This window comes from Algoriphagus lutimaris, assembly GCF_017051705.1.
GTDB lineage: Bacteria > Bacteroidota > Bacteroidia > Cytophagales > Cyclobacteriaceae > Algoriphagus > Algoriphagus lutimaris.
Window position 1 is genome coordinate 785,884 of sequence record NZ_JAFIDJ010000002.1, and the last position, 24,125, is coordinate 810,008.

The 24,125-nt window shown below is 38.8% G+C and carries 19 protein-coding genes; 12 read left to right on the forward strand and 7 right to left on the reverse strand.

The annotated features are described in order from the left end of the window. Positions 1 to 9: 9 nt before the first annotated feature. Entirely contained in the window at positions 10 to 591 is a 582-nt protein-coding gene (locus JYB62_RS13975; RefSeq protein WP_205646039.1) for a YceI family protein, read from the reverse strand. A gap of 515 nt (positions 592 to 1,106) precedes the next feature. Here JYB62_RS13975 and JYB62_RS13980 point away from each other — a divergent pair. The 5 genes from JYB62_RS13980 to JYB62_RS14000 all read left to right on the forward strand — a co-directional run bounded on the left by JYB62_RS13980 (position 1,107) and on the right by JYB62_RS14000 (position 7,060). Continuing rightward, on the forward strand, positions 1,107 to 3,266 hold the full coding sequence (locus JYB62_RS13980) for a TonB-dependent receptor (protein WP_205646040.1): 2,160 nt from the start codon (positions 1,107 to 1,109) through the stop codon (positions 3,264 to 3,266). A 10-nt stretch (positions 3,267 to 3,276) separates the two neighbouring features. Beyond that, entirely contained in the window at positions 3,277 to 3,921 is a 645-nt protein-coding gene (locus JYB62_RS13985; protein WP_205646041.1) for a tetratricopeptide repeat protein, read from the forward strand. An 86-nt stretch (positions 3,922 to 4,007) separates the two neighbouring features. Then, entirely contained in the window at positions 4,008 to 5,075 is a 1,068-nt protein-coding gene (locus JYB62_RS13990; RefSeq protein WP_205646042.1) for a sensor histidine kinase, read from the forward strand. Then, positions 5,072 to 5,824: a LytR/AlgR family response regulator transcription factor gene (locus JYB62_RS13995; protein WP_205646043.1), complete on the forward strand. Its 753-nt coding sequence runs from the start codon at positions 5,072 to 5,074 to the stop codon at positions 5,822 to 5,824. The genes JYB62_RS13990 and JYB62_RS13995 overlap by 4 nt, the downstream gene beginning before the upstream one ends. Before the next feature lie 15 nt (positions 5,825 to 5,839). Further along, positions 5,840 to 7,060, forward strand: a complete 1,221-nt coding sequence (locus tag JYB62_RS14000) for a hypothetical protein (protein ID WP_205646044.1) — start codon at positions 5,840 to 5,842, stop codon at positions 7,058 to 7,060. Positions 7,061 to 7,105: 45 nt separating this feature from the next. Here the strand turns inward: JYB62_RS14000 and JYB62_RS14005 are convergent, their stop codons facing one another. From JYB62_RS14005 to JYB62_RS14015, 3 genes are all read right to left on the reverse strand, one after another. Beyond that, positions 7,106 to 8,677 (reverse strand): Rne/Rng family ribonuclease, encoded by a 1,572-nt coding sequence (locus tag JYB62_RS14005; RefSeq protein ID WP_205646045.1) that lies wholly within the window; start codon positions 8,675 to 8,677, stop codon positions 7,106 to 7,108. 181 nt (positions 8,678 to 8,858) lie between these two features. Next, positions 8,859 to 9,686, reverse strand: a complete 828-nt coding sequence (locus tag JYB62_RS14010) for a tetratricopeptide repeat protein (protein WP_205646046.1) — start codon at positions 9,684 to 9,686, stop codon at positions 8,859 to 8,861. 19 nt (positions 9,687 to 9,705) lie between these two features. Next, positions 9,706 to 10,014, reverse strand: coding sequence for an HU family DNA-binding protein (locus JYB62_RS14015; RefSeq protein WP_074225800.1), 309 nt, complete (start codon positions 10,012 to 10,014; stop codon positions 9,706 to 9,708). A 145-nt stretch (positions 10,015 to 10,159) separates the two neighbouring features. Between JYB62_RS14015 and mutY the strand changes: the two genes are divergently transcribed. From mutY to JYB62_RS14040, 5 genes are all read left to right on the forward strand, one after another. Next, a complete protein-coding gene (mutY, locus tag JYB62_RS14020; protein WP_205646047.1) occupies positions 10,160 to 11,227 on the forward strand; it encodes an A/G-specific adenine glycosylase in 1,068 nt (355 codons plus the stop codon). A gap of 44 nt (positions 11,228 to 11,271) precedes the next feature. Continuing rightward, positions 11,272 to 11,727, forward strand: coding sequence for a single-stranded DNA-binding protein (locus JYB62_RS14025; RefSeq protein ID WP_205646048.1), 456 nt, complete (start codon positions 11,272 to 11,274; stop codon positions 11,725 to 11,727). Between the two features lie 69 nt (positions 11,728 to 11,796). Continuing rightward, positions 11,797 to 13,146 (forward strand): gliding motility-associated protein GldE, encoded by a 1,350-nt coding sequence (gldE, locus tag JYB62_RS14030; protein ID WP_205646049.1) that lies wholly within the window; start codon positions 11,797 to 11,799, stop codon positions 13,144 to 13,146. A 395-nt stretch (positions 13,147 to 13,541) separates the two neighbouring features. Next, the gene (gene gltB / locus JYB62_RS14035; protein WP_205646643.1) at positions 13,542 to 18,032 is read left to right on the forward strand and encodes a glutamate synthase large subunit; all 4,491 of its coding nucleotides are present in this window, start codon (positions 13,542 to 13,544) and stop codon (positions 18,030 to 18,032) included. A gap of 1 nt (position 18,033) precedes the next feature. Beyond that, positions 18,034 to 19,512 carry a glutamate synthase subunit beta gene (locus tag JYB62_RS14040; RefSeq protein WP_205646050.1) on the forward strand — a complete coding sequence of 493 codons (1,479 nt, stop codon included), beginning with the start codon at positions 18,034 to 18,036 and terminating at the stop codon, positions 19,510 to 19,512. A 94-nt stretch (positions 19,513 to 19,606) separates the two neighbouring features. Here JYB62_RS14040 and JYB62_RS14045 read toward each other — a convergent pair whose 3' ends face one another. Further along, entirely contained in the window at positions 19,607 to 20,038 is a 432-nt protein-coding gene (locus JYB62_RS14045; protein ID WP_205646051.1) for a DUF4890 domain-containing protein, read from the reverse strand. Between the two features lie 88 nt (positions 20,039 to 20,126). Beyond that, the gene (locus JYB62_RS14050) at positions 20,127 to 21,458 is read right to left on the reverse strand and encodes an NAD(P)/FAD-dependent oxidoreductase (protein ID WP_205646052.1); all 1,332 of its coding nucleotides are present in this window, start codon (positions 21,456 to 21,458) and stop codon (positions 20,127 to 20,129) included. A 145-nt stretch (positions 21,459 to 21,603) separates the two neighbouring features. Here JYB62_RS14050 and JYB62_RS14055 point away from each other — a divergent pair, with 145 nt between their 5' ends. Both JYB62_RS14055 and yjjX read left to right on the forward strand, forming a co-directional pair. Beyond that, entirely contained in the window at positions 21,604 to 22,311 is a 708-nt protein-coding gene (locus tag JYB62_RS14055; protein ID WP_074225806.1) for a YebC/PmpR family DNA-binding transcriptional regulator, read from the forward strand. 26 nt (positions 22,312 to 22,337) lie between these two features. After that, positions 22,338 to 22,904: an inosine/xanthosine triphosphatase gene (gene yjjX, locus JYB62_RS14060; protein ID WP_205646053.1), complete on the forward strand. Its 567-nt coding sequence runs from the start codon at positions 22,338 to 22,340 to the stop codon at positions 22,902 to 22,904. A 186-nt stretch (positions 22,905 to 23,090) separates the two neighbouring features. On the opposite strand, the gene JYB62_RS14065 is transcribed toward yjjX, so the two are convergent. Next, a complete protein-coding gene (locus JYB62_RS14065) occupies positions 23,091 to 24,074 on the reverse strand; it encodes an NTPase (protein ID WP_205646054.1) in 984 nt (327 codons plus the stop codon). Positions 24,075 to 24,125: the final 51 nt, after the last annotated feature.

The window sequence follows — 24,125 nt, forward strand, 5'->3', positions numbered from 1 at the left end:
GGGGGTAAATTAAGTTTTTTGTGTCAATGCAATATCGAATGACAACGTTAGCTCATTTCCAGTTTTGATGGTACCAAAAACAGCTTTGGGAGGCTCTATATTATAGTCTGTAAATTTGATCTCTTTCGTACCGGAGAAGGTAATCTTTGTACCATTCACCTGATACAAAACCACCATAGGAATAGTTTGTGAGGTGCCTGAAATTGTCATTCTGCCACTAGCTGAAATTTTATTACCACTGATTTTGGCAGGTCCCACAAGCTCAAAAGAGATGGTGGAATACTTATCGGTTACCAAAGCTTTGTAGGCATTGGTATCCATTCCTTTGTTTCCACTTTTCAGACTTTCGGCTTTCAGTTCCACCTTGAGGCAAAAAATCCCTTTTAACTGCCCATTTTCCAGGCTCATACTGGCAGTGGCACTAACGCCATTCTCAGCTACCATTTCCCAATCATGAATAGTGGAAGTGCCTGAAACTTTCATTTCTTTTAGCTCAGAAAATGAAAACTTTGTCTGAGCCGTACTTTCAACAGCCAACAGTAAAAATAGGATTGTGGCAAAAAATCCGCTAAAATTTCGGTGAAGCCCCATAAAATATAGTGGTTTTGTTTTAATTCAAATCTACACAAAGCATTTCGGGTTGACCGTGATAAAAAGAATTAACTTTCCTGATTAAAATCAGTAAAAATTTAAATATTCCGATCTATAGGCTACTCTTACAATATTTATTATTGAAATATTTATACTTAATCTAATATTTTTTGAAACAATGGCAACTTCTGCCTATTGTTTTTTTTAAGGAATTAATCCATACACCGAATTTAAGTCCATACTCCAGTGGATAGGATACCTTAAAAGGGCCTCTCATTTAAAACTTGCCAGGCTTTGAATCAAGTTTGTAAATGGGGAACTAAATCGGGAGATCAAAAAGTAATGTCATTCTTTATAGTAGATCATGACTTTATTATAAATCCCCTCGATTCAAATAAAAGCCAAAAAATTCATTCACTTCTTAATACAGTTCAGTAGCGGTTTCCTACGGTTCAGTCAAATCAAATTTTTAGCCTGGACTCTACCAAACATATTTGGCTTAAATCTAAGCCAACATGAAAACGCTATATCTTTTTACGTATCTCTTTTTTCTTCAAATAGGTTTCTTATTTGGACAAAGTCAAATATCAGGAATCATCACAGATGAAAAAGGGATCCCCCTTCCAGGCGTAAATATTTTTATTAGAGGAAGCTTTGATGGGGCAAGTAGTGATATCGAAGGCAAATATGTCTTTGAAACCACTTTAGAAGGTGAGCAAACCCTTGTTTTCCAATTTTTAGGATTCAAAGGCAAGGAACTGTCTATCAATTGTAATCAACAAAAGATACAAGTAGAATCTATCCACTTAATAGAAGCAATAACCGAAATGAATGCAGTAACTATTTCTGCAGGAGCAATGGATGCGTCCGATGAAAGTAAGGCAGTTATCTTGAAACCTATTGACATCGTCACGACTCCTAGTGCCATGGGGGATGTAGTGGGAGCATTTCAGACATTACCAGGAACAAGCACTGTAGGAAATGACGGGAGGTTATTTGTTCGTGGTGGTGATGCCAGTGAAGTGGGAATCTATGTGGATGGTATGCGTGTGGGAAATGCTTATGGGACCACTGCTGCAAATGTTCCAACAAGGACTCGATTCAATGCGAACTTATTCAAAGGTACATTCTTCAGTACCGGGGGCTATTCAGCGGAATACGGCCAAGCACTATCCTCTGCTTTGGCTTTAAAAACCAAAGACTTAGCTATCCGAAACCAAGGGGATCTTAGCATCATGTCTGTAGGAGGAGGATATTCCCACACACTCGCAAACGAAAAACACAGCATTACCTTATCTGCCAATTATTTTGATTTACAACCCTATCAAAATCTAATCAAACAAAACTTTGATTGGGAAAGAAGTCCTCATAGCTGGGATCTGGAATTAGCCGCTCAACAAAAAATTAAAAAGAATGGCTTAGTGAAAGTATTAGCTAGAACAGAATCAGGGGGAATGTCTCTTTGGAGGCCAGAACCTGGTAAAGAAGAAAGAGGAATCTTGACTGACATCAACAATTCCTATTCTTATGTTCAGACAAATTATAGACAAGCTCTTAAAAATAACTGGACCCTATTTTCAGGTATCGCCCTTTCGCACAACAAGGATGAGATCGGTTTGGATAGTCTACAGATCCACCGAATTAGTAACCTTACACACATAAAAAGTACAGCAACCAAAGATTTTTCTGATCGATTATCTGCCAATACGGGGATAGAAGTGTATCTCCATGGTTATAAAGAGTTACTTCCCAATAAAAATCTTAGCAGAAAAATTGATGAAACCGAAGCTTACCTATTCACAGAATGGGATTGGTATCTCAACAAAGATTTCATAGTAAGAGGGGGCCTTCGAGGAGGTAGGAGCCAGCTATCCGATCAATATTGGCTCGACCCTAGGATTTCATTAGCATACAAAGTTTCCGAAAGTGGGACAATCTCTTTTGCCTCTGGAAAATTTCATCAATTACCTGTGGATAACTACAGAGTCATAGAAAATAGTTTACAAAATTCAAATTCCAATCACCTGATTTTAAATTACTTATATGCAAATAATGGCATTACATTTCGAAGTGAGCTATTTTATAAATCATATGATAGATTGGTCACTTTTGAAGGTTATCCACAGGATCCACAACAGCTAACTAATGGTGGATATGGAAATGCAAAGGGATTTGATCTTTTTTATAGGGATAGAAAAAGTATCAAAAACACAGATTTTTGGGTGACTTACAGTTTTGTCGACAGTGAACGAAAATTTGATCAATACTCCAACCAAGTTCAACCGAATTTTGCTCCAAAGCATAACTTTTCGATAGTGGCAAAGCATTTCATTACAAATCTGAACTCACAATTTGGGGCTTCATTTTCTTTGAATGATGGCTATACCTACGCCAACCCAAATTTTCCAGGAGAGATGAACTCAAAAACCGAGAGCTATCAAAGTTTAAGTTTGTCATGGAGCTACCTGCCCAAACCGAATTTGATCATTCATTTAGCTTGCAGCAATGTGTTGGGAAGGGAAAATATCTTTGGGTATACCTATACTCAAAATCCCAATGAAATGGGAGTTTTTGAATCTCTACCAAGCGGACAGGTAGCTCCTAGATTTCTCTTCCTTGGGATCTTCCTGACTATATCCAAAGACAAAACAGCAAATAATCTAAACAACTTATAAAACTAAAATCATGAAAAAGTCAATTTTAACTTTCGCACTAATATTTATGTGGATCACTTTTGTAAAAGCCATGGACCCTGTTTATGAAGCGGCTATGCAAAAGCAAATTCAGGCTATGAATTCTATCCCAAACTTGGAAACTGCACAGCAAGTAACCAATGGTTTTATCAGAATCGCAGAAGCAAAAAATGAGGAGTGGCTCCCATTGTATTATGCTGCATATACAAATGTAATGTCAGCTTTCCGATTTGAAGTCAACAAAGATCAATATTTTGACCAAGCTCTTCAATGGGTAAATAAAGCAGCTGAAATATCCCCAGATAATTCTGAAATCACAGCCCTGCATGGATTCGTAATCATGGGTAAACTAAGTGTGGATCCAGCTAGTAGAGGACAAGAAATGAGCCCTATGGCCATGCAACTTTTTAGTAAGGCAATCAACCAAGATCGTGAAAACCCTCGTGCTGTTACCTTAATGGCCCAAATGGAATTAGGAATGTCTCAATTCTTTGGTTCAGGACCAGAAAAAGCATGTGGTATGGCAAGGTTAGGATTAGAGCTATTTAAGAAAGAGAAAATGAAAATTACGGATGAATATATCTTACCTACTTGGGGGGAAAGAGATGCAGAGGGTATTTTAAAGAATTGTAATTGATTTAATTGTATCAAATCCATAAAGAGCTAATTACAGAGGATACGAATCTTTATTCTGAATTAGCTCTTTTTTATTATCTTCCTACGATGCTTAAAAATTCATCTTCTGAAAAAGGCCAAGGATTATGGAATAACTTACGCAGCTTCCTGATCATTAACCTATTCATTGCCATCATCTTGGTAATTCTTTTTTGCCCCAAATGCTTTTTGAGTTGGGAAGGAATTGTCAATGTGATTCCTGATTTTTTTTATAGCTTCTTCATTTCCATGGCCTTGAGTTTTGGAGGAAGTAAAATAGAGGATTTTTATGATCAACGAATTTCATGGATTTCTTTTCCTCTCAAAAGGCTAGTATGCACCATACTGACTTATTTGGTGTATTCTTTTATCGTATCTTTTATCATAGTATTTTCCTTTGCATACCTTCAAGGCCAATTTACCTTTTCTAAAATCCCATGGAGATCCATTCTGGATTTCACCTTTGTACCAATGCAGATTGCATTTGTATTCATGGCGATATTCACAACGAGAAGCTGGCTCTTGGAATGGCGTAAATCAGCTATCGAGGCAGAGCAACTGAGGTCCGAAAAACTAGCGAGTCAGTATCAGGGGCTAAAAGATCAGCTGAATCCACATTTCCTTTTTAATTCTTTAAATGTGCTATCAAACCTTGTGTATGAGGATGCAGATCGGTCTGCTGCTTTTATTCAAAAACTTTCTAAAATTTATCGATACGTTTTAGATGTCCAAAATGAAGAATTGATATCATTGGAAAAAGAGGCTGCGTTTGCAAGAAACTTTTTAGAACTACAAAAAATCCGATTTGAAGACAGTTTAGAGTTCAACATCCAACTTCAACAAGCAAATAATTATTTTCTACCCCCACTGTCATTGCAATTGCTGTTAGAGAATGCCATTAAACACAATATTGCAAGTCAGGCAAACCCGCTCTTTATTCATATTATTCAGAAAGAGGATGAGCTATGGGTAAGCAATACCTTACAATTGAAATCAGGAAATAAAACCACTAATAAAGGAATTGGGCTGGAAAATATCCGCTTAAGATACCTTCATCTCAGCAATAAAGAAATTACAATAACCCAAACCCAAGATGAATTTCTTGTTCAGCTTCCATTATTAAAAATATTCAAATGAAGATTTTACTGATTGAAGATGAAAAACCAGCTGTCAAAAGGCTCTTGAGTCTTATAAAGGGCTACTTTCCTACTTCAGAATTCATTACTGATCTAGACACGGTGAAAAAAACTATTCAGTGGTTGCGATCCCATGAAAACCCTGACTTGATGTTTTGCGACATTCAATTGGCAGATGGAAACAGTTTTGAGATTTTTGAGCAAGTGAGTGTTAAAACTCCGGTCATTTTTACAACCGCCTACGATCAATATGCTATTAAAGCTTTCAAGGTCAATGCTGTGGATTATCTATTAAAGCCCATCGACCCTGAGGAATTACAAAGAGCAATAGATAAATTTAATCAACAGAAGCTTAATCAAAACCTGGATTTATCACTTATTCAGCAGCTCATTACCAAAGAAAAGTCCAGCTTTAAAAACCGATTTTTAGTGAAGTTTGGAGAAAAAATTCAAAGTATTTCTATTCAGGAAGTTGCTTTCTTTTATAGTGAAGAGCGCGTTACTTTTTTGCAAACCCATAAGGGTAAAAAATATGTTTTGGACAGCACTTTAGAGCAGGTAGAATCACAGATAAACCCTACTTTATTTTTCCGAATAAACCGAAAATATCTTTGTTCATATTCCTCAATTTCAGATATTTTCACTTATTCAAATAGTAGACTCAAAATCAAACTGATTAATTGTGAAGATCAGGACATTTTGATCAGTCGTGACAAAACTTCAGCTTTTAAAAGCTGGCTGGATGGTTAACCATCACAATTTTTTATGGAAAAGAAATTAGATACTGAAAAAAGACAGGAAGAACTGAGTTGGTTAGAAAACCTTCAGCGAAACAGTTGGGAACCTGAGGTCATCATATCAGGTATTACGCTTGCCTTTCTCTTTGCTTTTCCTTCCCAACTTTTTGAATTTGCGGCATACCTCATTCAAGATCTGGGAACAGGTTTTTTGCCGGCCATCTTAATTTTGGTTTATTCTTCTACCATCATTTCAGTTTTTAAAATTTTTTTCGTGGTTCATTTAATCCTGAGGTTTGTTTGGGCAGGTCTGTTGGGGTTGAGCTATGCATTTCCCGAAGGTGTGATTGAAAAAAACCTATTTAAGGTCGGGCAAGGTTATCGCTATCAAAAACCAGATGAAATGGTCTTGAAGCTGGAGCGCATTTGCAGTATGACCTTTGCATTTCCGGTTTCACTCGTGATTACATTTTTAATCTTCACAGTCTATTTAGGGATTTTAATCTCCATCTATATATGGTTGGACCTCCCATTTCTATTTATATATCTGATCTTTTTGATGACGGTTCTTGGCTTTGTGTTTTTTACGATCTCCTCACGGCGAACCCGTTTCAAGAAATGGTATGCAAGTACCATCATCAGTTCGATTTCATCCCTTTATCAAAGTAATTTAGGTAAATGGTTCACTGTTTTTTACGCCTTCTTCATATTTATTTTAGCCATTCCCATTATCATGACAGATATAGAGGATTTTGGCATGTTTGACAATGAAAGAAATATTGGAGGCCCCATAGAGCAGGAATGGCCGGCCAAATACCTTCATTTTGAGGATTACCATGACCCTGAAAAAAGATACCCCAGGGCATTTATAGATCAGGAAATCACGAATGACAACATCATAGAAATTAGCATTGCCAGATATGAAGGAGATCGAAAAGTAATGGAAGACATTAAGAAAAATTTTTCGGGGAAATTAGACTCCTTACAATGGAGAGAGTTAACAGAAACAGCCCATCTACATCGTATATATGTAGACAATTCACTAATCCCAATAGGTAAATGGTCAAAGGTGCGGTTCCCTAATACCAAACAAAAAATCTATCAGGCCGTGTTTGATTTAAAAGAATTGGCCCCTGGTCCTCATACACTTCGAGTAGAAAAACTGATGTTGAGTTATGATTTTTTTAATAATGAGCCCCAGTTCATAGTATTGGAAAACTGGTCCAGTTTTGAATTTATTAAACAATAATTCATTCTGATAAAAAAAGTTGGTCAGATCAAAAAAAAAGCGAGACTACACAGTCTCGCTTTTTACTTGAAGTTCTATTTCCTCTCCAGATTCATCTAAGAATCTGTATTCCGTTACCGGTAGGGAAGAATCTTTGATCAGTTTAATCCATTTGTAATACTTTAAAAACCACTTTACTCTGCGGCTTATAAAACCGGTAGTAAAGTATGCGTGCAGATAGGGATGCAGCCCAATGTGGATATGATCCACGTTTTGGATAGTAGCTATATGCTCCAGATCTTTTTCAAGCTTGTCGGCAACTAAAATAGATGCCTGGATTTTTCCAGTTCCATTACAAGCAGGACAGGTTTCTTTGGTAACAATATTAACTTCCGGCCTTACTCTTTGGCGGGTGATCTGCATGAGCCCAAATTTGCTCAGCGGCAAAACAGTATGCTTAGATCTATCCAGTTTTAGCTCTTCTTTCATTGCTTCATAGACTACCTTTTTATTTTCGGCTCTTCTCATGTCTATAAAGTCAACTACGATGATACCTCCCATATCTCGGAGGCGCAGCTGTCTGGCAATTTCTTTCGCAGCGACCAGATTGGTTTTTAATGCTGTTGATTCCTGGTCACTTTCCTGATTGGATTTATTTCCACTATTCACATCAATGACGTGAAGGGCTTCGGTGTGTTCGATGATCACATACCCTCCTTGAGGAAGGCTGACCGTCTGTCCAAACAGGCTTTTGATCTGCTTTTCTATTCCAAAATTTTCAAATAGCTTGGCTTTACCATTGTAAAGCCTGACAATTTTTTCTTTTTCAGGCGCTATGGACCTGATGTAGGATCTGATCTGATCGTAAGTGGATTCTTCTTCTACGGTAATTGCATCGAAGGATTCATTGAGAAGGTCTCTCACCAGTGAGGAAGCCATACTCATCTCTCCTATAACCTTGTCTCGACTTTTGGCTTTCAATAATTTTCTCATCCCATCTTCCCAATTTGTAAGAAGATTTCGAAGATCTTTGTCCAGTTCTGTAACGGACTGACCTTCTGCCACGGTGCGAATAATCACCCCAAAATTGGCAGGTTTGATCGAATTAATGAGCCTTAAAAGTCTTTTTCTCTCGTCGTTGCTTCTTATCTTCTTAGAAACATTCACAGAATCTGAGAAGGGAACCAATACGAGATAACGACCCGGTAGAGAGAGCTCGCAGGATAGTCGGGGTCCTTTTGTAGAGATGGGTTCTTTAACGACCTGTACTAACACTTGATTATTTTTAGACAGGATGTTGGAAATTTTCCCAATCTTGTCTATTTCAGGTTCGTTGTCAAAACCCTTCAAATTATAATTGCTAAAGTTGTTGTTGCGCACCATTTTGGTGAACTTCATCAGGCTGTTGAAATTCGGGCCGAGGTCCTGGTAATGAAGAAAGGCATCTTTCTCATAACCTACATCAATGAAGGCTGCATTGAGCCCATTGACGATTTTTCGGACCGTACCCAAATAAATGTCACCAACCTTGAATTGATTATCCATCCCTTCGGAATGCAATTCAACCAAGCTTTTATCTTGAAGGAGGGCAATACGACTACCACTTTGAGCAGAATCAATTAATAATTCCGTACTCAAAATCGCGTCTAACTATTATGTAAATGAACGTGTGTTAAAAAACGGGAATAAGAAGAAGTATATTACTTCTTCTTATGTCTGTTTTTTCTAAGTCTCTTCTTACGCTTGTGCGTAGCGATCTTATGTCTTTTTCTTTTCTTACCGCAAGGCATAGTCTTTAGAATTTAAGTGATATAATAATTTATAGCCTGTCAAGATAGCCCTGGATACTACTAAGGATCATTTCATCCCCGGTCATTTCCTTCACTGCCTCAAACTGAGCTTTTGCTTTATTCTTTTGATTGGCTTCAAAATAGCTCACCCCAAGGTAAAACTGACCTTGAAGATTCTGAGGATGATATTGAACCAACTCCTCAAAACGCTCCGCAGCTCGCTTGTATTGACCTGATTGAATCGCTAAGATACCCATATTAAACAAAGCATCCTCATTTTGAGGATCTTGCTCGAGAATTTCCCGAAGCATGGTAATGCCTTGCATAGGGTTTGAAGACGACACATAAGTCATGGCGACTTTGGTTTTCAAATCCAATCGGGTGGGATCGTTTTCCAACACCTGAGTTAAGTACTTTCGGGTCTGTTCGGCAGTAAACGCTACTTTATTGGCATCTAACGCAAATGTAAAAGCTTCATAATAAGAATCTCCGGCTTTTTCAGCCAGTGTTAAATTATTGCGCTCATCTGCAGCTAAACCAAAGTAATAGCCAGCACTGTCAAATTTTCCCAACTCCTGATAAATAGAACCCAAAGAATCCAATAATGATTCAGTATTCACATCTGAATCTCCATTGTCCAATCTTTCTTTGAGTGAAGCTACAACAGCCTCTTGATCAGGAGTCAACTCAGCCTCATGCATGGCAACCGAATTGGAATCCGAGGACTCTGCACCTGCATTATCCTGAGAAATTGCATCTACTTCGCCCTCATTATCCACCACCACACTTGGCAAGGCATATAGTCCTACTATGGCGATGATTCCCACGACAATGAGAATGAGCTGAGTTTTTTTCATGTCAAATTATCTTCTCAGATTAATCCTGAGGAGCCAATTCTTTAATTTTCTTGCTATTCTTGATCTTTTCTACAAACACTTTAGAAGGCTTGAAAGCTGGAATGTAGTGCTCATCAATTACGATAGCTGTGTTCTTAGAAATATTACGAGCGATTTTCTTAGCTCTTTTCTTATTGATAAAGCTACCAAAACCTCTTACGTAAATGTTTTCTCCTTCAGACATAGAATCTTTTACTACCTTGAAGAAAGCCTCAACGGCCTGTGTAACATCATCCTTTTGGATTCCTGTCTTGTCTGAAATCTTAGTGATTACTTCTGCTTTTGTCACAGTAATTTTAATTTAGAAATTATGAAATAAGCTTAACAACCTATTAACCAAGTGTTTTTGGGACTGCAAATGTACAAGAACCATCGCAATTAAAAAACAAAATGATAAAAATTAGCTTGATTTGTAAGATAGAATTTTCACATTCATGAACCATAAAGACACTGACTTTCAAGCATTTTCATATCAAATCCTACGCTGGTATCGTGAAAATCCTAGAGATTTACCTTGGCGAGGAATACGAAATCCATACAAAATTTGGCTCTCTGAAATCATCCTCCAACAAACTCGCGTTGCTCAGGGCTTACCTTATTATGAAAACTTTGTAAACAAATATCCCACAGTTCAAGAGCTGGCTAATGCCCCTGAAGAAGAGGTCTTGAGACTCTGGCAAGGTCTGGGTTATTATAGTAGAGCCCGAAACCTCCATTTCTGCGCAAAATACATTTGCACTGAGCTGGACGGGAAGTTTCCAGAATCCTATGAAGGACTATTAAAATTAAAAGGAGTAGGCAGCTATACCGCCTCCGCCATAGCAAGTTTTGCTTTTGGGGAAGCCAAAGCCGTAGTAGACGGAAATGTATTCAGAGTACTGGCCCGATATTTCGGAATAGAGACTGACATTGCCAGCAGTAAAGGGAAGAAACAATTTGAAGCATTAGCAGATGACATCATTCCACAGGACACGCCCGATGAATACAACCAGGCAATCATGGATTTTGGAGCAAGGCAATGTACTCCCGTTAACCCCAATTGTACAGCATGCCCCCTTAAATCAAATTGCTTTGCTTATACTAATGAACTGACCAAAGTACTTCCTGTCAAAATAAAGAAACTTAAAATACGAGAAAGGAACTTCCATTATTACCTGATCAAATGCGGAAGTAAGTGGGTCTGGAATAAAAGAGGAGCCGGAGATATCTGGGAAGGTCTTTTTGATTTTCCTTCCAAGGAACTGGGTGTAAATAAAAATTCTTTTGATTGGGAAACCTTTGAGGGAGAAGAAACCCAACATTATGAAAAGAAATACCGACATATTCTGTCGCACCAGCGTTTGAATGCTACATTTTCAGAAGTAGAAATCCCGAGTAAGAATTATCATAAATTGGCTGAATGGTGCGATCAGGAAGGTTTTACATTGGTCAAAGAAGATCAAATAGACGAACTGGCCAAGCCTAAGTTAATCGTAAATTTTTTGACTGATCAGGGGATTTGAGTAACTTCATTCTTTCAATTAGATATTCACATTATTCATAAAATATGGCAGGAGTCAACAAAGTAATATTAGTAGGAAATCTGGGAGCAGACCCTGAAGTAAAATACCTTGAAGGAGATAATGTAGTTGCAAATATCAGTCTAGCTACCACAGAAGCCTATAAAGACCGAAATGGTAATAGAGTAGAACAAACGGAATGGCATGACCTGGAACTTTGGGGTCAGCAGGCCAAAATTGCCGAGCAATACCTAAAGAAGGGAAGTCAAATCTATGTGGAAGGAAAGATAAAATCTGACAAATGGACTGATGAACAAGGTCAAAATAGAAAAAAGGTAAGAATTCGTGTTTTGAGCTTTACCATGCTGGGCGGTAAACCAGAAGGTGGAAACACCCCAGCAGGTCAAGCAAGTAATCCTCAATCCAAACCAACCACAGCTCCGGCCCCTTCCGGAGGTGACAAAATGGTCATGGATGAAGGAGATGATGATCTTCCATTTTAATTACAGTCCCCTGAACGTTATTTTCGGGGGATTTTTTTTTACTTTTGTCCTAAACATTCTGGATAATCCATGGACGACCCCTATCCGAGTTACCATTTACTCGCACAGATCAGTGAACTAGGCTTAAGCTACCTGATCTTTAACAGTTTACTTTTTCTTATTCTTCTGATTGGTTCCGCGTTGGTTTCTGGATCAGAGGTAGCATTTTTCTCCCTATCCAACGAAGATTTAGATTCACTTCAACTCGATCAATCCGGACAAGCAAAACAAGTGATCAGATTGGTAGAAGCACCTAAAAACCTGCTAAGCACCATACTTATTCTAAACAACCTGATCAACATTGGAATTGTCACCTTGACCACCTTTGTGTCATGGTCGATCTTTGGCATGAATGCCACCGGAATCATCGTCATCCTTGTACAAACGATCGGAGTTACCTTCGCCATTGTATTCTTTGGGGAAATAGTCCCAAAAGTCTATGCTGCAAAAGCAAGCATGCAGTTTAGTTTGATCATGGCACCTAGTATCAGTTTCTTCAGTACCATCCTCAAACCTATTTCCATTTTCTTGGAAGCAATGAGTAACCTCATTGAAAAAAACATTCAAAAGAGAGGATACTCACTTTCGGTGAATGAATTAAATCAAGCTTTGGAAATGACCACTGAGGATACTCCTGAAGAAGAACGAGATATCTTAAAAGGGATTGTAAATTTTGGAACCTTGACCGTCAAGCAGGTAATGAGAAGTAGAATGGAAATCACGGCGATTGATGAAGAAATGGACTTCCATGAATTAATGGACAAAATCAATAAAAGTGGCTTCTCCCGGATTCCAGTATATAATGAGACTATTGACAATATCTCAGGGATACTTTACATCAAGGATTTACTTCCATTTATAGAAAGAGACGAGAATTTCAATTGGAAAGACCTGATCCGGAAAAGTTACTTCGTACCTGAAAATAAAAAGGTAGACACCTTACTGAAGGATTTCCAATTAAAACGAGTTCACATGGCCATCGTAGTGGACGAATATGGAGGGACATCTGGGTTGGTTACTCTAGAAGATTTGATTGAAGAAATTATCGGTGAAATCAATGACGAATTTGATGACACAGACGATATTTTCTTTCAGGAAATTGATGAAAGCACCTTTATTTTTGAAGGGAAAGTTTCTTTGAATGACTTCTGCAAGAAGCTAGAATTGGATCCTCAGTTATTTGAGGAAGTCAAAGGTGAAAACGAATCCTTGGGAGGCTTGCTGTTAGAGCTAAATTCCAAACTCCCGAAAAATGGAACTAAAATCAAATTTGAATATTTCGAGTTTACTATCCTGGCCGTTGACGCCAGAAAAATCAAAAAAGTCAAAGTTCATCTTTTAGGGTCCCCTAAAAGCAATACTGCTAATTTTACAGACTGAAAAAGCATTTAAGTAGTTGATTCTTAGTTATTCAATCTTAGCAGAATAATATATTGCTAAATTCCAAATACTAATTTCATCAAAAAGGTGAAATCAAATTTTCTCAAAAAAAATTTATTTCTTTTTAAAATTTTCCGATAAAAACCACTTTTTGTCAAATTCACATTTTTTATCGTAATTATTGGTTGTTTTTTACCCTTTACCTCCTAAAATTATCACATTTTTCAACAGAAGTAGGTTTTATTAAACCCTCTACTTTTTTACGAAAAAATCAAAAATCTCTAATCTCATAAAAAATAAGGCATTTAGAAGGCTGGTTTATTGCCTAAATTTTAATGAAAGAAATTTTTTCTGTATTTTTTGGAAATTTTGAACCTATTAAATTCTACAGAAAAATGCAAAAAGGGTTGTATCGATCGGAGTTTGAGCATGACTCCTGCGGTATTGGTGCAGTTGTCGACTTGTCGGGAGTACCTTCCCACGAGACAATTAGCGATGCCTTATACATGCTTAGTAATATGGAGCATCGTGGTGGCAGAGGATCCGATCCGAAAACTGGAGACGGAGCGGGAGTACTTATACAAGTACCGCATCAATTCTTGAAGGACATTACAGCAAGGTCAGAAATCAATCTGCCTGAGGCTGGATATTATGGTGTGGGGATGACATTCTTCCCTAAAAACAAACAGTTGTTTCATAAATCAAAAGAACTCCTTAATCAAATAATTGAGGAATTGGATTTCGAATTAATTGGGTACAGACAAGTCCCAGTTGATGAAACAGTCCCTGGTTCAGGTGCCTTGGAAGTAATGCCTAACATTGAGCAATTATTTGTCAAGCACAAAAAGGGATTGACTGGAATTGATCTGGAACGAAAGCTCTACTTATTGAGAAATTACACTACTTCTGAAATCAACTCCAAGATTCCAGGGGTAAATAATTCATTCTATTTTGCCAGTTTAAGTAGCAATACACTTATATATAAAGGACAACTTCGAACAGATCAGGTTTTAGCCTTCTATAAGGACCTTCAAAACAGCAAAATTGAATCTGCGTTTGCCATTGTGCACTCCAGGTTTTCTACGAATACCTTCCCGAATTGGAGATTGGCTCAGCCATTTAGATTCCTATCTCACAATGGTGAAATCAACACCATTAGAGGTAATGTGACCAAGATGAAGTCAAAGGAATCTTTGATGAAAACAAAGTACTATTCAGAAGAGGAGCTTAAAAAGCTGTTACCTATCACCAACAGTCAGAATTCCGATTCAGCAAACCTTGATGCAATGGTAGAGCTTCTGACTCTAACAGGAAGGTCATTGCCACATGCCATGATGATGCTGGTACCAGAAGCTTGGCAGGACAATGAAGTCATGGATAGAGACAGAAAGGCATTTTATAAATTCCATGCTTCTTTAGTAGAGCCATGGGATGGCCCTGCTGCGCTTTTATTTACCGACGGCAAATCTGTTGGAGCTACTTTGGATAGAAATGGACTAAGACCTTTGCGTTATTTTATAACCAAGGATCAACGATTAATCCTTTCCTCTGAGGCAGGTGCCTTACCTATTCGTGAAGCTACCATTGTTGAAAAAGGAAGAATTAGCCCAGGCAGAATGATGTGGGCCGATTTGGAAAAGAAACGAGTACTTTTTGACGAGGAAGTAAAAGGTGAAATCTGCACTAAACAACCGTATGAAAAGTGGGTTGCAGACCAACGGATCAAGCTTCGTTTGATGCCTGACCCAGAGGTATTATCCCATCCTTATAATTTCGAAAATCTGAAGAAATGCCAAACAGTATTTGGTTATACTTCTGAGGAACTCAAAGTGGTACTTGCCCCCATGGGTGATACCGCCTACGAGGCCATCGGTTCTATGGGAGCAGATACTCCTTTGGCCGTTCTTTCAAAACAAAGTCAGCATATTTCTAATTACTTCAAGCAACTTTTTGCTCAGGTAAGTAACCCACCTATTGATCCAATCCGTGAGCGTTTAGTTATGTCCTTATTTACCCGTCTGGGAGAGGGACATAATATATTAGAGGAAAGCCCAAGACATACCAGACAGATTCATATCTCTCAACCGGTATTATTAAATGAAGATTTGGATAAAATCCAAAACATGGAGCACCTTGGGTATAGAAGCCAAAAAATCTATGCGCATTTCAATACAGATCATAAACCAGGAAGGCTGCTGGAAGCTCTTGAGAAACTTTGCATGGAGGCAGAAAAAGCAATCAAGGATAGCAAAAATATCCTGATCATTTCTGATCGAAACAGTTCTGAGGAATGGGCTCCTATTCCATCATTATTAGCCATCGGAGCTGTGCACCATCATTTGGTGAAAAATAACATCCGAACCAAAGCCGGTCTAGTGTTAGAGTCTGGAGATATCCGCGAAACGCATCATTTTGCCACAGCTATTGGCTATGGCGCTTCTGCCATTAACCCATACATGGCTCTGGAATCACTTTTGGAAATGTTTGAAAATGGACAGCTTACAAAAGTTAAAGAGCGTAAAAAAGTATTGACCAATTACCAAGAAGCCATAGGCAAAGGATTACTTAAAGTCCTTTCCAAAATGGGTATATCTACCCTTCAATCCTACCAAAGTGCTCAGATCTTTGAAGCATTAGGATTAGGTCCTGAGGTAATTGATAGATGCTTTAAAGGAACCATCTCTAGAATTTCCGGAATCTCATTTGATGAATTGGCAGAAGAAGTATTGATCAGACATAGGGCTGCCTACGGAACCAAAAGCCCAGTACTCGAAACAGGAGGAGTATACCAATGGAAGAGAAGAGGTGAAAAACACCTATTCAATCCAGAGACTATCCATCTGCTTCAAAAGTCTACCAGACTTAATGACTATGGGTTGTATAAGAAGTTTGCCAATAAAATTAATGAGCAATCCAAGGATGCCCTTACATTAAGAGGTCTATTTGAGTTCAAAAAGAGAATTACTGTTCCTATTGACGAAGTAGAACCTGCTTCCAGCATCATGCGAAGATTTGCTACAGGTGCGATGTCCTTTGGATCAATTTCTCATGAAGCGCATTCTACCTTGGCTATTGCCATGAATAGAATCGGAGGAAAAAGTAATTCTGGAGAAGGAGGAGAAGATGAAATCAGATTTGCAAGGAAAGAAAATGGGGACTGGGAAAGGTCTGCTATCAAACAAGTAGCTTCTGGAAGATTTGGCGTGACCAGTAATTACCTTTCTAATGCTGCCGAACTTCAAATAAAAATGGCCCAAGGTGCCAAGCCAGGTGAAGGGGGTCAGCTTCCTGGACATAAGGTCGATGAATGGATCGGAAGAGTAAGGCACTCCACTCCGGGAGTAGGATTAATTTCTCCTCCACCACACCACGATATTTATTCTATTGAGGATCTGGCTCAGTTGATCTACGATCTTAAAAATGCCAATAGAAAAGCCAGAATCAACGTAAAATTGGTTTCTCAAGCTGGCGTAGGAACAGTGGCTGCCGGTGTGGCCAAGGCTATGGCAGATGTGATTTTGATCTCAGGTGCTGATGGAGGTACAGGTGCTTCCCCATTGAGTTCTATCCGACATGCGGGATTACCTTGGGAATTAGGTTTATCCGAAGCTCACCAAACTTTGGTGAAAAACAATTTGAGAAGTAGAGTTACGCTTCAAACTGACGGTCAGTTACGAACCGGAAGAGACTTGGCAATTGCTACCTTATTAGGTGCTGAGGAGTGGGGAATATCTACCGCTGCTTTGGTAGTGGAAGGTTGTATCATGATGCGTAAGTGTCATTTAAATACCTGCCCAGTAGGAATTGCTACTCAAAATGAAGAATTGAGAAAGTTATTTACAGGAGATCCAGACCATGTAGTGAATTATTTCAATTTCTTGGTTCAGGATCTTCGTGAAATTATGGCTTCTCTTGGATTTAGAACCATCGATGAAATGGTGGGCCAAAGTCATATCCTTCAGTCTACCGGACATCTAAACCACTGGAAATGGGATAAAGTAGATTTGACACCAATATTCCATAGAGTAGAAGTGCCGGATCATGTCGGTATCCATAAGCAAATCGATCAGGATTTTGAACTGAAACGTGTACTGGATAGACAATTGATCAAGGCGGCACATCCATCTTTGGAACAGGCAGTTCCTTCTACAGGAAACTTCCAAATAAAGAATACTGATCGCTCTGTAGGTGCTATGCTTTCAAATGAAATTTCGAAAATATTCGGAAGTGTAGGATTACCTGATGATACCATTGAGTTTAAGTTTACTGGTTCGGCAGGGCAAACCTTCGGAGCCTTCCTTACCAAAGGAGTAAACTTTGAGTTGGAAGGTGAAGCTAATGACTACTTTGGAAAAGGTCTTTCTGGAGGGAAGCTGATTATTTATCCGAGCCGAAATGCACGATTCAAGCCAGAGGAAAACATCATCATTGGCAACGTGGCTTTTTACGGAGCTACTTCAGGAGAAGCTTATATCAATGGTAAAGGAGGAGAACGATTCTGTGTAAGAAATTCAGGAGTAAAAACCGTCATTGAAGGAATTGGAGACCATGGTTGTGAATACATGACCGGTGGTTTAGTGATCAATTTAGGAGAGATCGGTAGAAACTTTGCCGCTGGAATGAGTGGTGGTATCGCCTATATTCTTAAAGATTATATCACAGAAATCAATCCTGAACTTGTAGATATCGACAACTTGGAAGAAGAAGATTTTGCTACGATAAAATCCTTCCTTAAGCGACATGTGAAACTCACAGAAAGCGAGTTGGGAACGAAATTCCTAGAAAATTGGGATCAGTCAAAAGAGAAATTTATTAAAGTAATCCCTAGAGATTACAAAGCTGTTTTACAAAAAAGAGCTTCAGAACAATCTAAATCATTGGTGTAAGATGGGAGCGAAAGAAGGTTTTTTACAATTCAAAAGAGAGACGCCTGAATCAAGAGACCCAAAGCAAAGGGTAGGCGATTATAAAGAGATCTATAAGCCATTTTCCGGTGAACAATTAAATCACCAAGCGGCAAGATGTATGGACTGTGGTATTCCGTTTTGTCATAACGGTTGTCCATTGGGGAATGTAATCCCTGATTTTAATGATGCAGTATATAATGAGGAATGGGAGCAAGCGATCAATATTCTGAAAAGTACCAATAACTTCCCTGAGTTTACGGGTAGAATATGCCCCGCTCCGTGTGAAGCAAGTTGTGTATTAGGAATCAACAAAGATCCTGTTGCAATTGAATTGATCGAGAAAAGCATTGCTGAAAAGGCATATGAGCTAGGCTTGATCCTTCCTAAGCCTCCTGAAAAAAGAACCGGTAAACAGGTAGCTATCATCGGTTCGGGCCCTGCTGGACTTGCTGCGGCTGATCAGTTGAATCAGGCAGGTCATGAGGTTACTGTTTTTGAAAAAGACAACAAACCTGGAGGTCTTCTTAGATACGGAATCCCAGATTTCAAATTGGAAAAATGGGTCATTGATAGAAGGATCGACATCATGAAAGAAGAAGGTGTGATTTTCACTTGTGGAACAGAAGTAGGTTTTAATATCAAGGCAGAAAATATCCTCAGAAATTTTGATGCGGTCGTGATTTGTACCGGAGCTGGACAACCACGGGAACTCCGAATTAATGGAGACAAGTTGAAAGGAGTACATTTTGCAATGGAATTCCTCGGCAACCAAAACAAAGTGATCAATGGCGAGTTGGAAGAGAATCCAATTTCAGCGAAAGACAAGCATGTATTTGTCATTGGTGGCGGTGATACTGGAAGTGATTGTATCGGTACCTCAAACAGACATGGGGCAAAGTCTATCACTCAATTGGAATTATTGCCAAAACCTCCAAAGCAAAGAACTACTCTAAACCCTTGGCCAGAATGGCCAATGACCTTGAGAACTTCCAGTTCTCATGAGGAAGGTTCAGAAAGAATGTTCTCCATCTTGACCAAGGAGTTTATTGGAAATGAGGAGGGCGAAGTGACCGGACTGAAATTAGTAGATATAGAGTGGAAAGAAAATGGTGGAAGAATGACCTTTGAGGAGGTAGAGGGGTCAGAGCGTGTCGCTCCCTGTGACCTTGCGTTCATTGCCATTGGATTTTCAGGTCCTACTCAAAATGGGTTATTAGATGCATTTGGTGTAGGCACCATGGAAAATACCCTTCCAAAATCCAAAAATTACCAAAGCACAAACTCCAAAGTATTCCTTGCCGGAGATATGCGAAGAGGTCAATCACTTGTAGTTTGGGCAATCTCAGAAGGAAGAGAAGCTGCTGTAAAAGTAGATGAATATCTTATGGGAAGTTCATCTCTACCAATGAAAGACGAATCGTTTTTCCAGGTGGAAGAAGAAATCGCAGGTATTGATTGAGCCTAAAAGCTCAGATTATCCAATAGAATCCCTGTTTAGTTGACAACCCTGCGAAACAGAAAGCCATCCGCTTCGGCAGATGGCTTTCCTATTTTTAATTATCTCCTCTTCTTCTTGGTATTTCGCCTCTTTCTCTAATTTCTCCACCAGGTCTTCTTCCCCTTCGATGTCTTTGGGATTCTTTTAATTCTTCCCACTTTGCTCGTTGCTCTTCAGTCAGGACTTTTTTGATTGCTTCATCTTGTGCCTTCATCTCTTCACGCTTTGCGCTCATCTCTTCTTTTTTAGCATCCATTTCGGCTCTTCTGGCTTCCATCTCTACCTCTCTTTTCTTAGCATTTTCCAGATTGATTGCCAAAATCTCAGTTTTCTGAGCTTCAGAAAGTTCCAATTGCTTTGCCATCATCTCTGTTTGCTTTTGAGCTCTCTCTTCAGGAGTTGGTCTTTCTTTTGTTTTCGCCTCTTGAGCGAAGGCAGCTGTACCGGCCATCATGACCATCATCAATGCAATAGTTAGCTTTTTCATTGTTCTACGGTTTGTTTGTCTTTTAGACATGCCATTTGCTGGATAGTTTAATTAGAAATGCAAAACCCTTGTTAACAAACCTTAAATTCTACTTTTCTTCAATTAATTCTTTACGCTCACTGGCTTTTACATATTTTGGTTTGATCAGCAACCTCAGACTAGGATCAAAACTCAAATAATTCCAAGCCCAATCCAAAAAAATGAACATCTTGTTTTTGACTCCCAAAATGGCCATCAGGTGGACAAAAAGCCAGGTTAGCCAAGCCATTAAACCTTGAAATTTAATAAAAGGAAGATCTACTACGGCTAATTTTCTACCAACTGTAGCCATAGAACCCAAGTCTTTATAACGGAATGGCTCCATTTCCTTTCCCTTGGTCAGGTTAATTAAATTTTTTGCTAAGTTCTCAGCTTGCTGCATGGCTACCTGAGCAACCTGAGGATGTCCTTTGGGATACTTTTCTTCTCTTAGTAAAGCCACATCTCCCAAAACAAAAATGTCCTTTTCTCCTACTACCCGGTTCATTTCGTCTACATAAATTCTTCCATTAGGTGCAAAATGCTCTTTAGAGAGTCCGTCAATAAAATTCGGTTTTATCCCAGCAGCCCAGAGCAGAGTATGGGTATTTATTGATTCTTTCCCTTCCAATTTTACCTGCTCCCCATCATAGTCCTGTACTTTGGTATCCAGCATCACTTCAACTCCCAACTTCTGCAAATATCTAAGAGAATGATCTTGTGATTCCTCTGACATTGCACCCAGGAGTTTTGGGCCTGCTTCAATCAGGACTACCTTCATATTGCTAAAGTTCAGCTCAGGATAATCTTTTGGGAACACATTATTTCTCAGTTCCGCCATGGCACCTGCCAGTTCCACACCTGTTGGACCTCCTCCCACAATCACCACATTCATCAAGGACTTCCTATCTTCTTGCTTTTCAATATTGATGGCACGCTCATAATTGGAAATGATTTTATTTCTGATGTAAAGTGCTTCGGATACCGTCTTCATAGGACTGGAATTATATTCTATGGATTGACTGCCGAAGTAATTGGTATCCGCCCCCATTGCCAGAACTAGGTAATCATAGTCTATGTATCCAATATCAGAGTAAAGTCGTTTGATTTTCGAATCAAAAGAATGTACTTCTGCCATTCTAAAAATAGAATTTGGAGTATCGTGAAATATCTTCCTTAAAGGAAAAGAAATAGCACTGGGCTCTAATCCAGCCGTGGCCACCTGATAAAAGAGTGGCTGAAACTGATGGTAATTGTTTTTATCAAGTAAGATGACTTGATAAGGTCCCTTTATTAACTTTCTGGCAAGCTTTAATCCACCAAAACCTCCTCCAACTATGACGAGTTTGGGAAGGTTGGTTTCTGGAATATTTGGAATGGGTTTTTGTGCGGGTAGTAACATTGGCTATGGCTTTTCTTAGCTAACGAATTAGAAATAGATAAGGACAAAATTCTGCTCCCTTTTTCCTATTTAAAAGATCGGCCAACTTGGACTAGCCTATAGATAAAAAGATTTGTTATTTTTACCACCCTAATAAAGTATATCCATGGGAAGAGCATTTGAATTCAGAAAAGAAAGAAAATTCAAGCGTTGGGACAAAATGTCCAAAGTATTCACGCGTCTAGGGAAAGAAATAGTGATGGCGGTTAAGTCCGGTGGTCCCGATCCCGCGTCCAACCCGAGATTGAGAACAATCATCCAAAATGCCAAAGGAGCACAAATGCCCAAGGACAGAATTGAAGCTGCGATCAAACGAGCTTCGAATAAGGATGAAAAAGATTACGAGGAAGTAGTATATGAAGGTTACGGCCCTTTTGGAATTGCCGTCATCGTAGAAACATCAACAGATAACATTAATAGGACCGTAGCAAACGTCCGTTCTTACTTTACCAAGGCCGGAGGTTCACTAGGTACTTCAGGTTCCGTTAGTTTTATGTTTGACCATAAAGCTGTATTCCGATTTGCGCAGGGCGATTGGGACATGGAGGAATTAGAGCTAGAGTTAATTGATTATGGACTGTCAGAGATCGATGAGAATGAAGGTGAACTGTTTGTTTACACTGAATTTGCAGATTTTGGCACCATGCAAAAAGCATTAGAGGAAAAAGGGATTGAAGTGATCAGTGCAGATTTCCAAAGATTCCCAACTTCCTTAACTGAATTGACGGAAGAGCAAGAAGAAATCATCAATAAGATGATTGAAAAGATGGAAGAAGATGATGATGTCAATCAAGTATTTACCAACATGGCCTAGGCAATTGCCTAGGCTTTTTTATGTCTATGAATTTTCCAAAAAGAGTAAATTTTCAAGATGCTGAAAAACAATTGATCATTGTAGGAAGTAAAAACCCTGTCAAGATCTCATGTACTGAATCAGCATTTTCAGAAGCATTTTCAAAATCATTTTTAGTCAACGGAGTGAATACATCCTCTGGTGTTTCCGATCAACCTTTGGGTAGCGAGGAAACTTTGAAAGGTGCTAAAAACAGAGCAATCAATGCTAAAAAAACATTTCCTGAAGCAGATTTCTGGGTAGGTATAGAGGGAGGTGTAGATGAAGACGAACATGGCATGTTTGCTTTTGCTTGGATTTACATTGAAAGTGCTCAAAATAAATCAAGTCAGTCAAAGACGGGTACTTTTTATCTCCCCGATGAAGTAACTAAGCTCATCAAATCAGGTATGGAACTTGGTGAAGCTGATGATCAGGTTTTTAGTCAACTAAATTCAAAACAACAAGGTGGTTCGGTAGGAATTCTGACCCATGGTGTAGTGGATAGAAAAGCCTATTATTCTCAAGCAATCATTCTTGCTTTAATACCATTTCTAAATAAAAACCTCTACTAAAAAATCAGTTTTAGTAAAAAAGTAACATTTTTGCCTTTATATTATAAAAAATTTTTAAAATGGTTGGAAAATCCAATTAATTGAGTTTGATTAGTAACATTAAATGTAGATACACTCAATTCAGATATTACAGAAGTTGTTTCAGTCACCCAAAAATTGATTCAGCTATAAACCTCCTCAGGAGGTTTATTTTTTTAGATTCCTTAGGAAATTTCGAAGCGCAACCTGCCAATCCGGATCTGCATCCCATTCGGGGCCTATATATAACTCATTTCGAACGATAAGCTTGATATAATATTTAACCACCGTACGATTCGTAGATTCTCCTGCGGGAACTTCTAACCCCATACTTTTCATCATATCTGCTTCTCTTGCTTCCACCTTTACTAATAAGAACTGTACCCGATCCCTAATTAATTCCTGGTCAGTTTTTGCTTCCGTTAACCATTCTGTGGCATAAGGATATTCAGCTTTCAATATTTGTTCAATACCCGATTTTTGAGCTTCCTGTTCTGCTAATATGGTAGCTTGGGATTTTCCATACATGTCATACCTGAAATAGCTCAATAGACCTGATTCAGCAGAGGAGCCTTCGATCGGAATACCAAGTTTAAATACTTCTAGGTTTAAGGGGTTTTCTGCAATAAACTGTTGCGCGGAAGAAGTCTCATTTTGCCCAATGTTAGGAAACTCAGGCACATCTATCACTAATAGATTTTTGGATCTAGTATTTGCTCCGACCGCGGCAAATTGTTTGGCTGCTGTTTGTAAATCAGGTCCACTTACTCCAAATAAGCTGGTAGAAGGGATCATTTGCGCATTCCCTGTATAGGGAGCCACATGAATGGAGGTGTTGTTTTTTTGCCGTGTTACAAAAATGATATTTTTGACCAATCGACTTGAAAATGCATTGGAATAATCTGCTTGAACAGCATCTGATATGGCAACCTGTTCCAGTTCAAAATACCCCACAGGGTCTCCTCCTGCCTCCACCAAGGATGAATGGACACTATCAGCTAATGCTTTCCATTCCATCGCAGGTCTGGCACCGGGGTCATTCGATACCAAAACGATCGATTTCCCATCAAAAAAAGTTTCTGGCAAAGTGCCTTGCCCCATTCCTCTTAGTAGGAAAATGAAAACAAAAACTAGAGATAAGATATATTTCATTAGTAGAAATAGGTGATGTCCTTTTGCTTAGTAATTTTACGAATATACATA

Coding starts and splice junctions, on each gene's coding strand:
- JYB62_RS13975 (WP_205646039.1), bottom strand. CDS start 591: ATGGGGCTTCACCGAAATTTTAGCGGATTTTTTGCCACAATCCTATTT.
- JYB62_RS13980 (WP_205646040.1), top strand. CDS start 1,107: ATGAAAACGCTATATCTTTTTACGTATCTCTTTTTTCTTCAAATAGGT.
- JYB62_RS13985 (WP_205646041.1), top strand. CDS start 3,277: ATGAAAAAGTCAATTTTAACTTTCGCACTAATATTTATGTGGATCACT.
- JYB62_RS13990 (WP_205646042.1), top strand. CDS start 4,008: ATGCTTAAAAATTCATCTTCTGAAAAAGGCCAAGGATTATGGAATAAC.
- JYB62_RS13995 (WP_205646043.1), top strand. CDS start 5,072: ATGAAGATTTTACTGATTGAAGATGAAAAACCAGCTGTCAAAAGGCTC.
- JYB62_RS14000 (WP_205646044.1), top strand. CDS start 5,840: ATGGAAAAGAAATTAGATACTGAAAAAAGACAGGAAGAACTGAGTTGG.
- JYB62_RS14010 (WP_205646046.1), bottom strand. CDS start 9,686: ATGAAAAAAACTCAGCTCATTCTCATTGTCGTGGGAATCATCGCCATA.
- mutY (WP_205646047.1), top strand. CDS start 10,160: ATGAACCATAAAGACACTGACTTTCAAGCATTTTCATATCAAATCCTA.
- JYB62_RS14025 (WP_205646048.1), top strand. CDS start 11,272: ATGGCAGGAGTCAACAAAGTAATATTAGTAGGAAATCTGGGAGCAGAC.
- gldE (WP_205646049.1), top strand. CDS start 11,797: ATGGACGACCCCTATCCGAGTTACCATTTACTCGCACAGATCAGTGAA.
- gltB (WP_205646643.1), top strand. CDS start 13,542: ATGCAAAAAGGGTTGTATCGATCGGAGTTTGAGCATGACTCCTGCGGT.
- JYB62_RS14040 (WP_205646050.1), top strand. CDS start 18,034: ATGGGAGCGAAAGAAGGTTTTTTACAATTCAAAAGAGAGACGCCTGAA.
- JYB62_RS14045 (WP_205646051.1), bottom strand. CDS start 20,038: ATGAAAAAGCTAACTATTGCATTGATGATGGTCATGATGGCCGGTACA.
- JYB62_RS14050 (WP_205646052.1), bottom strand. CDS start 21,458: ATGTTACTACCCGCACAAAAACCCATTCCAAATATTCCAGAAACCAAC.
- JYB62_RS14055 (WP_074225806.1), top strand. CDS start 21,604: ATGGGAAGAGCATTTGAATTCAGAAAAGAAAGAAAATTCAAGCGTTGG.
- yjjX (WP_205646053.1), top strand. CDS start 22,338: ATGAATTTTCCAAAAAGAGTAAATTTTCAAGATGCTGAAAAACAATTG.
- JYB62_RS14065 (WP_205646054.1), bottom strand. CDS start 24,074: ATGAAATATATCTTATCTCTAGTTTTTGTTTTCATTTTCCTACTAAGA.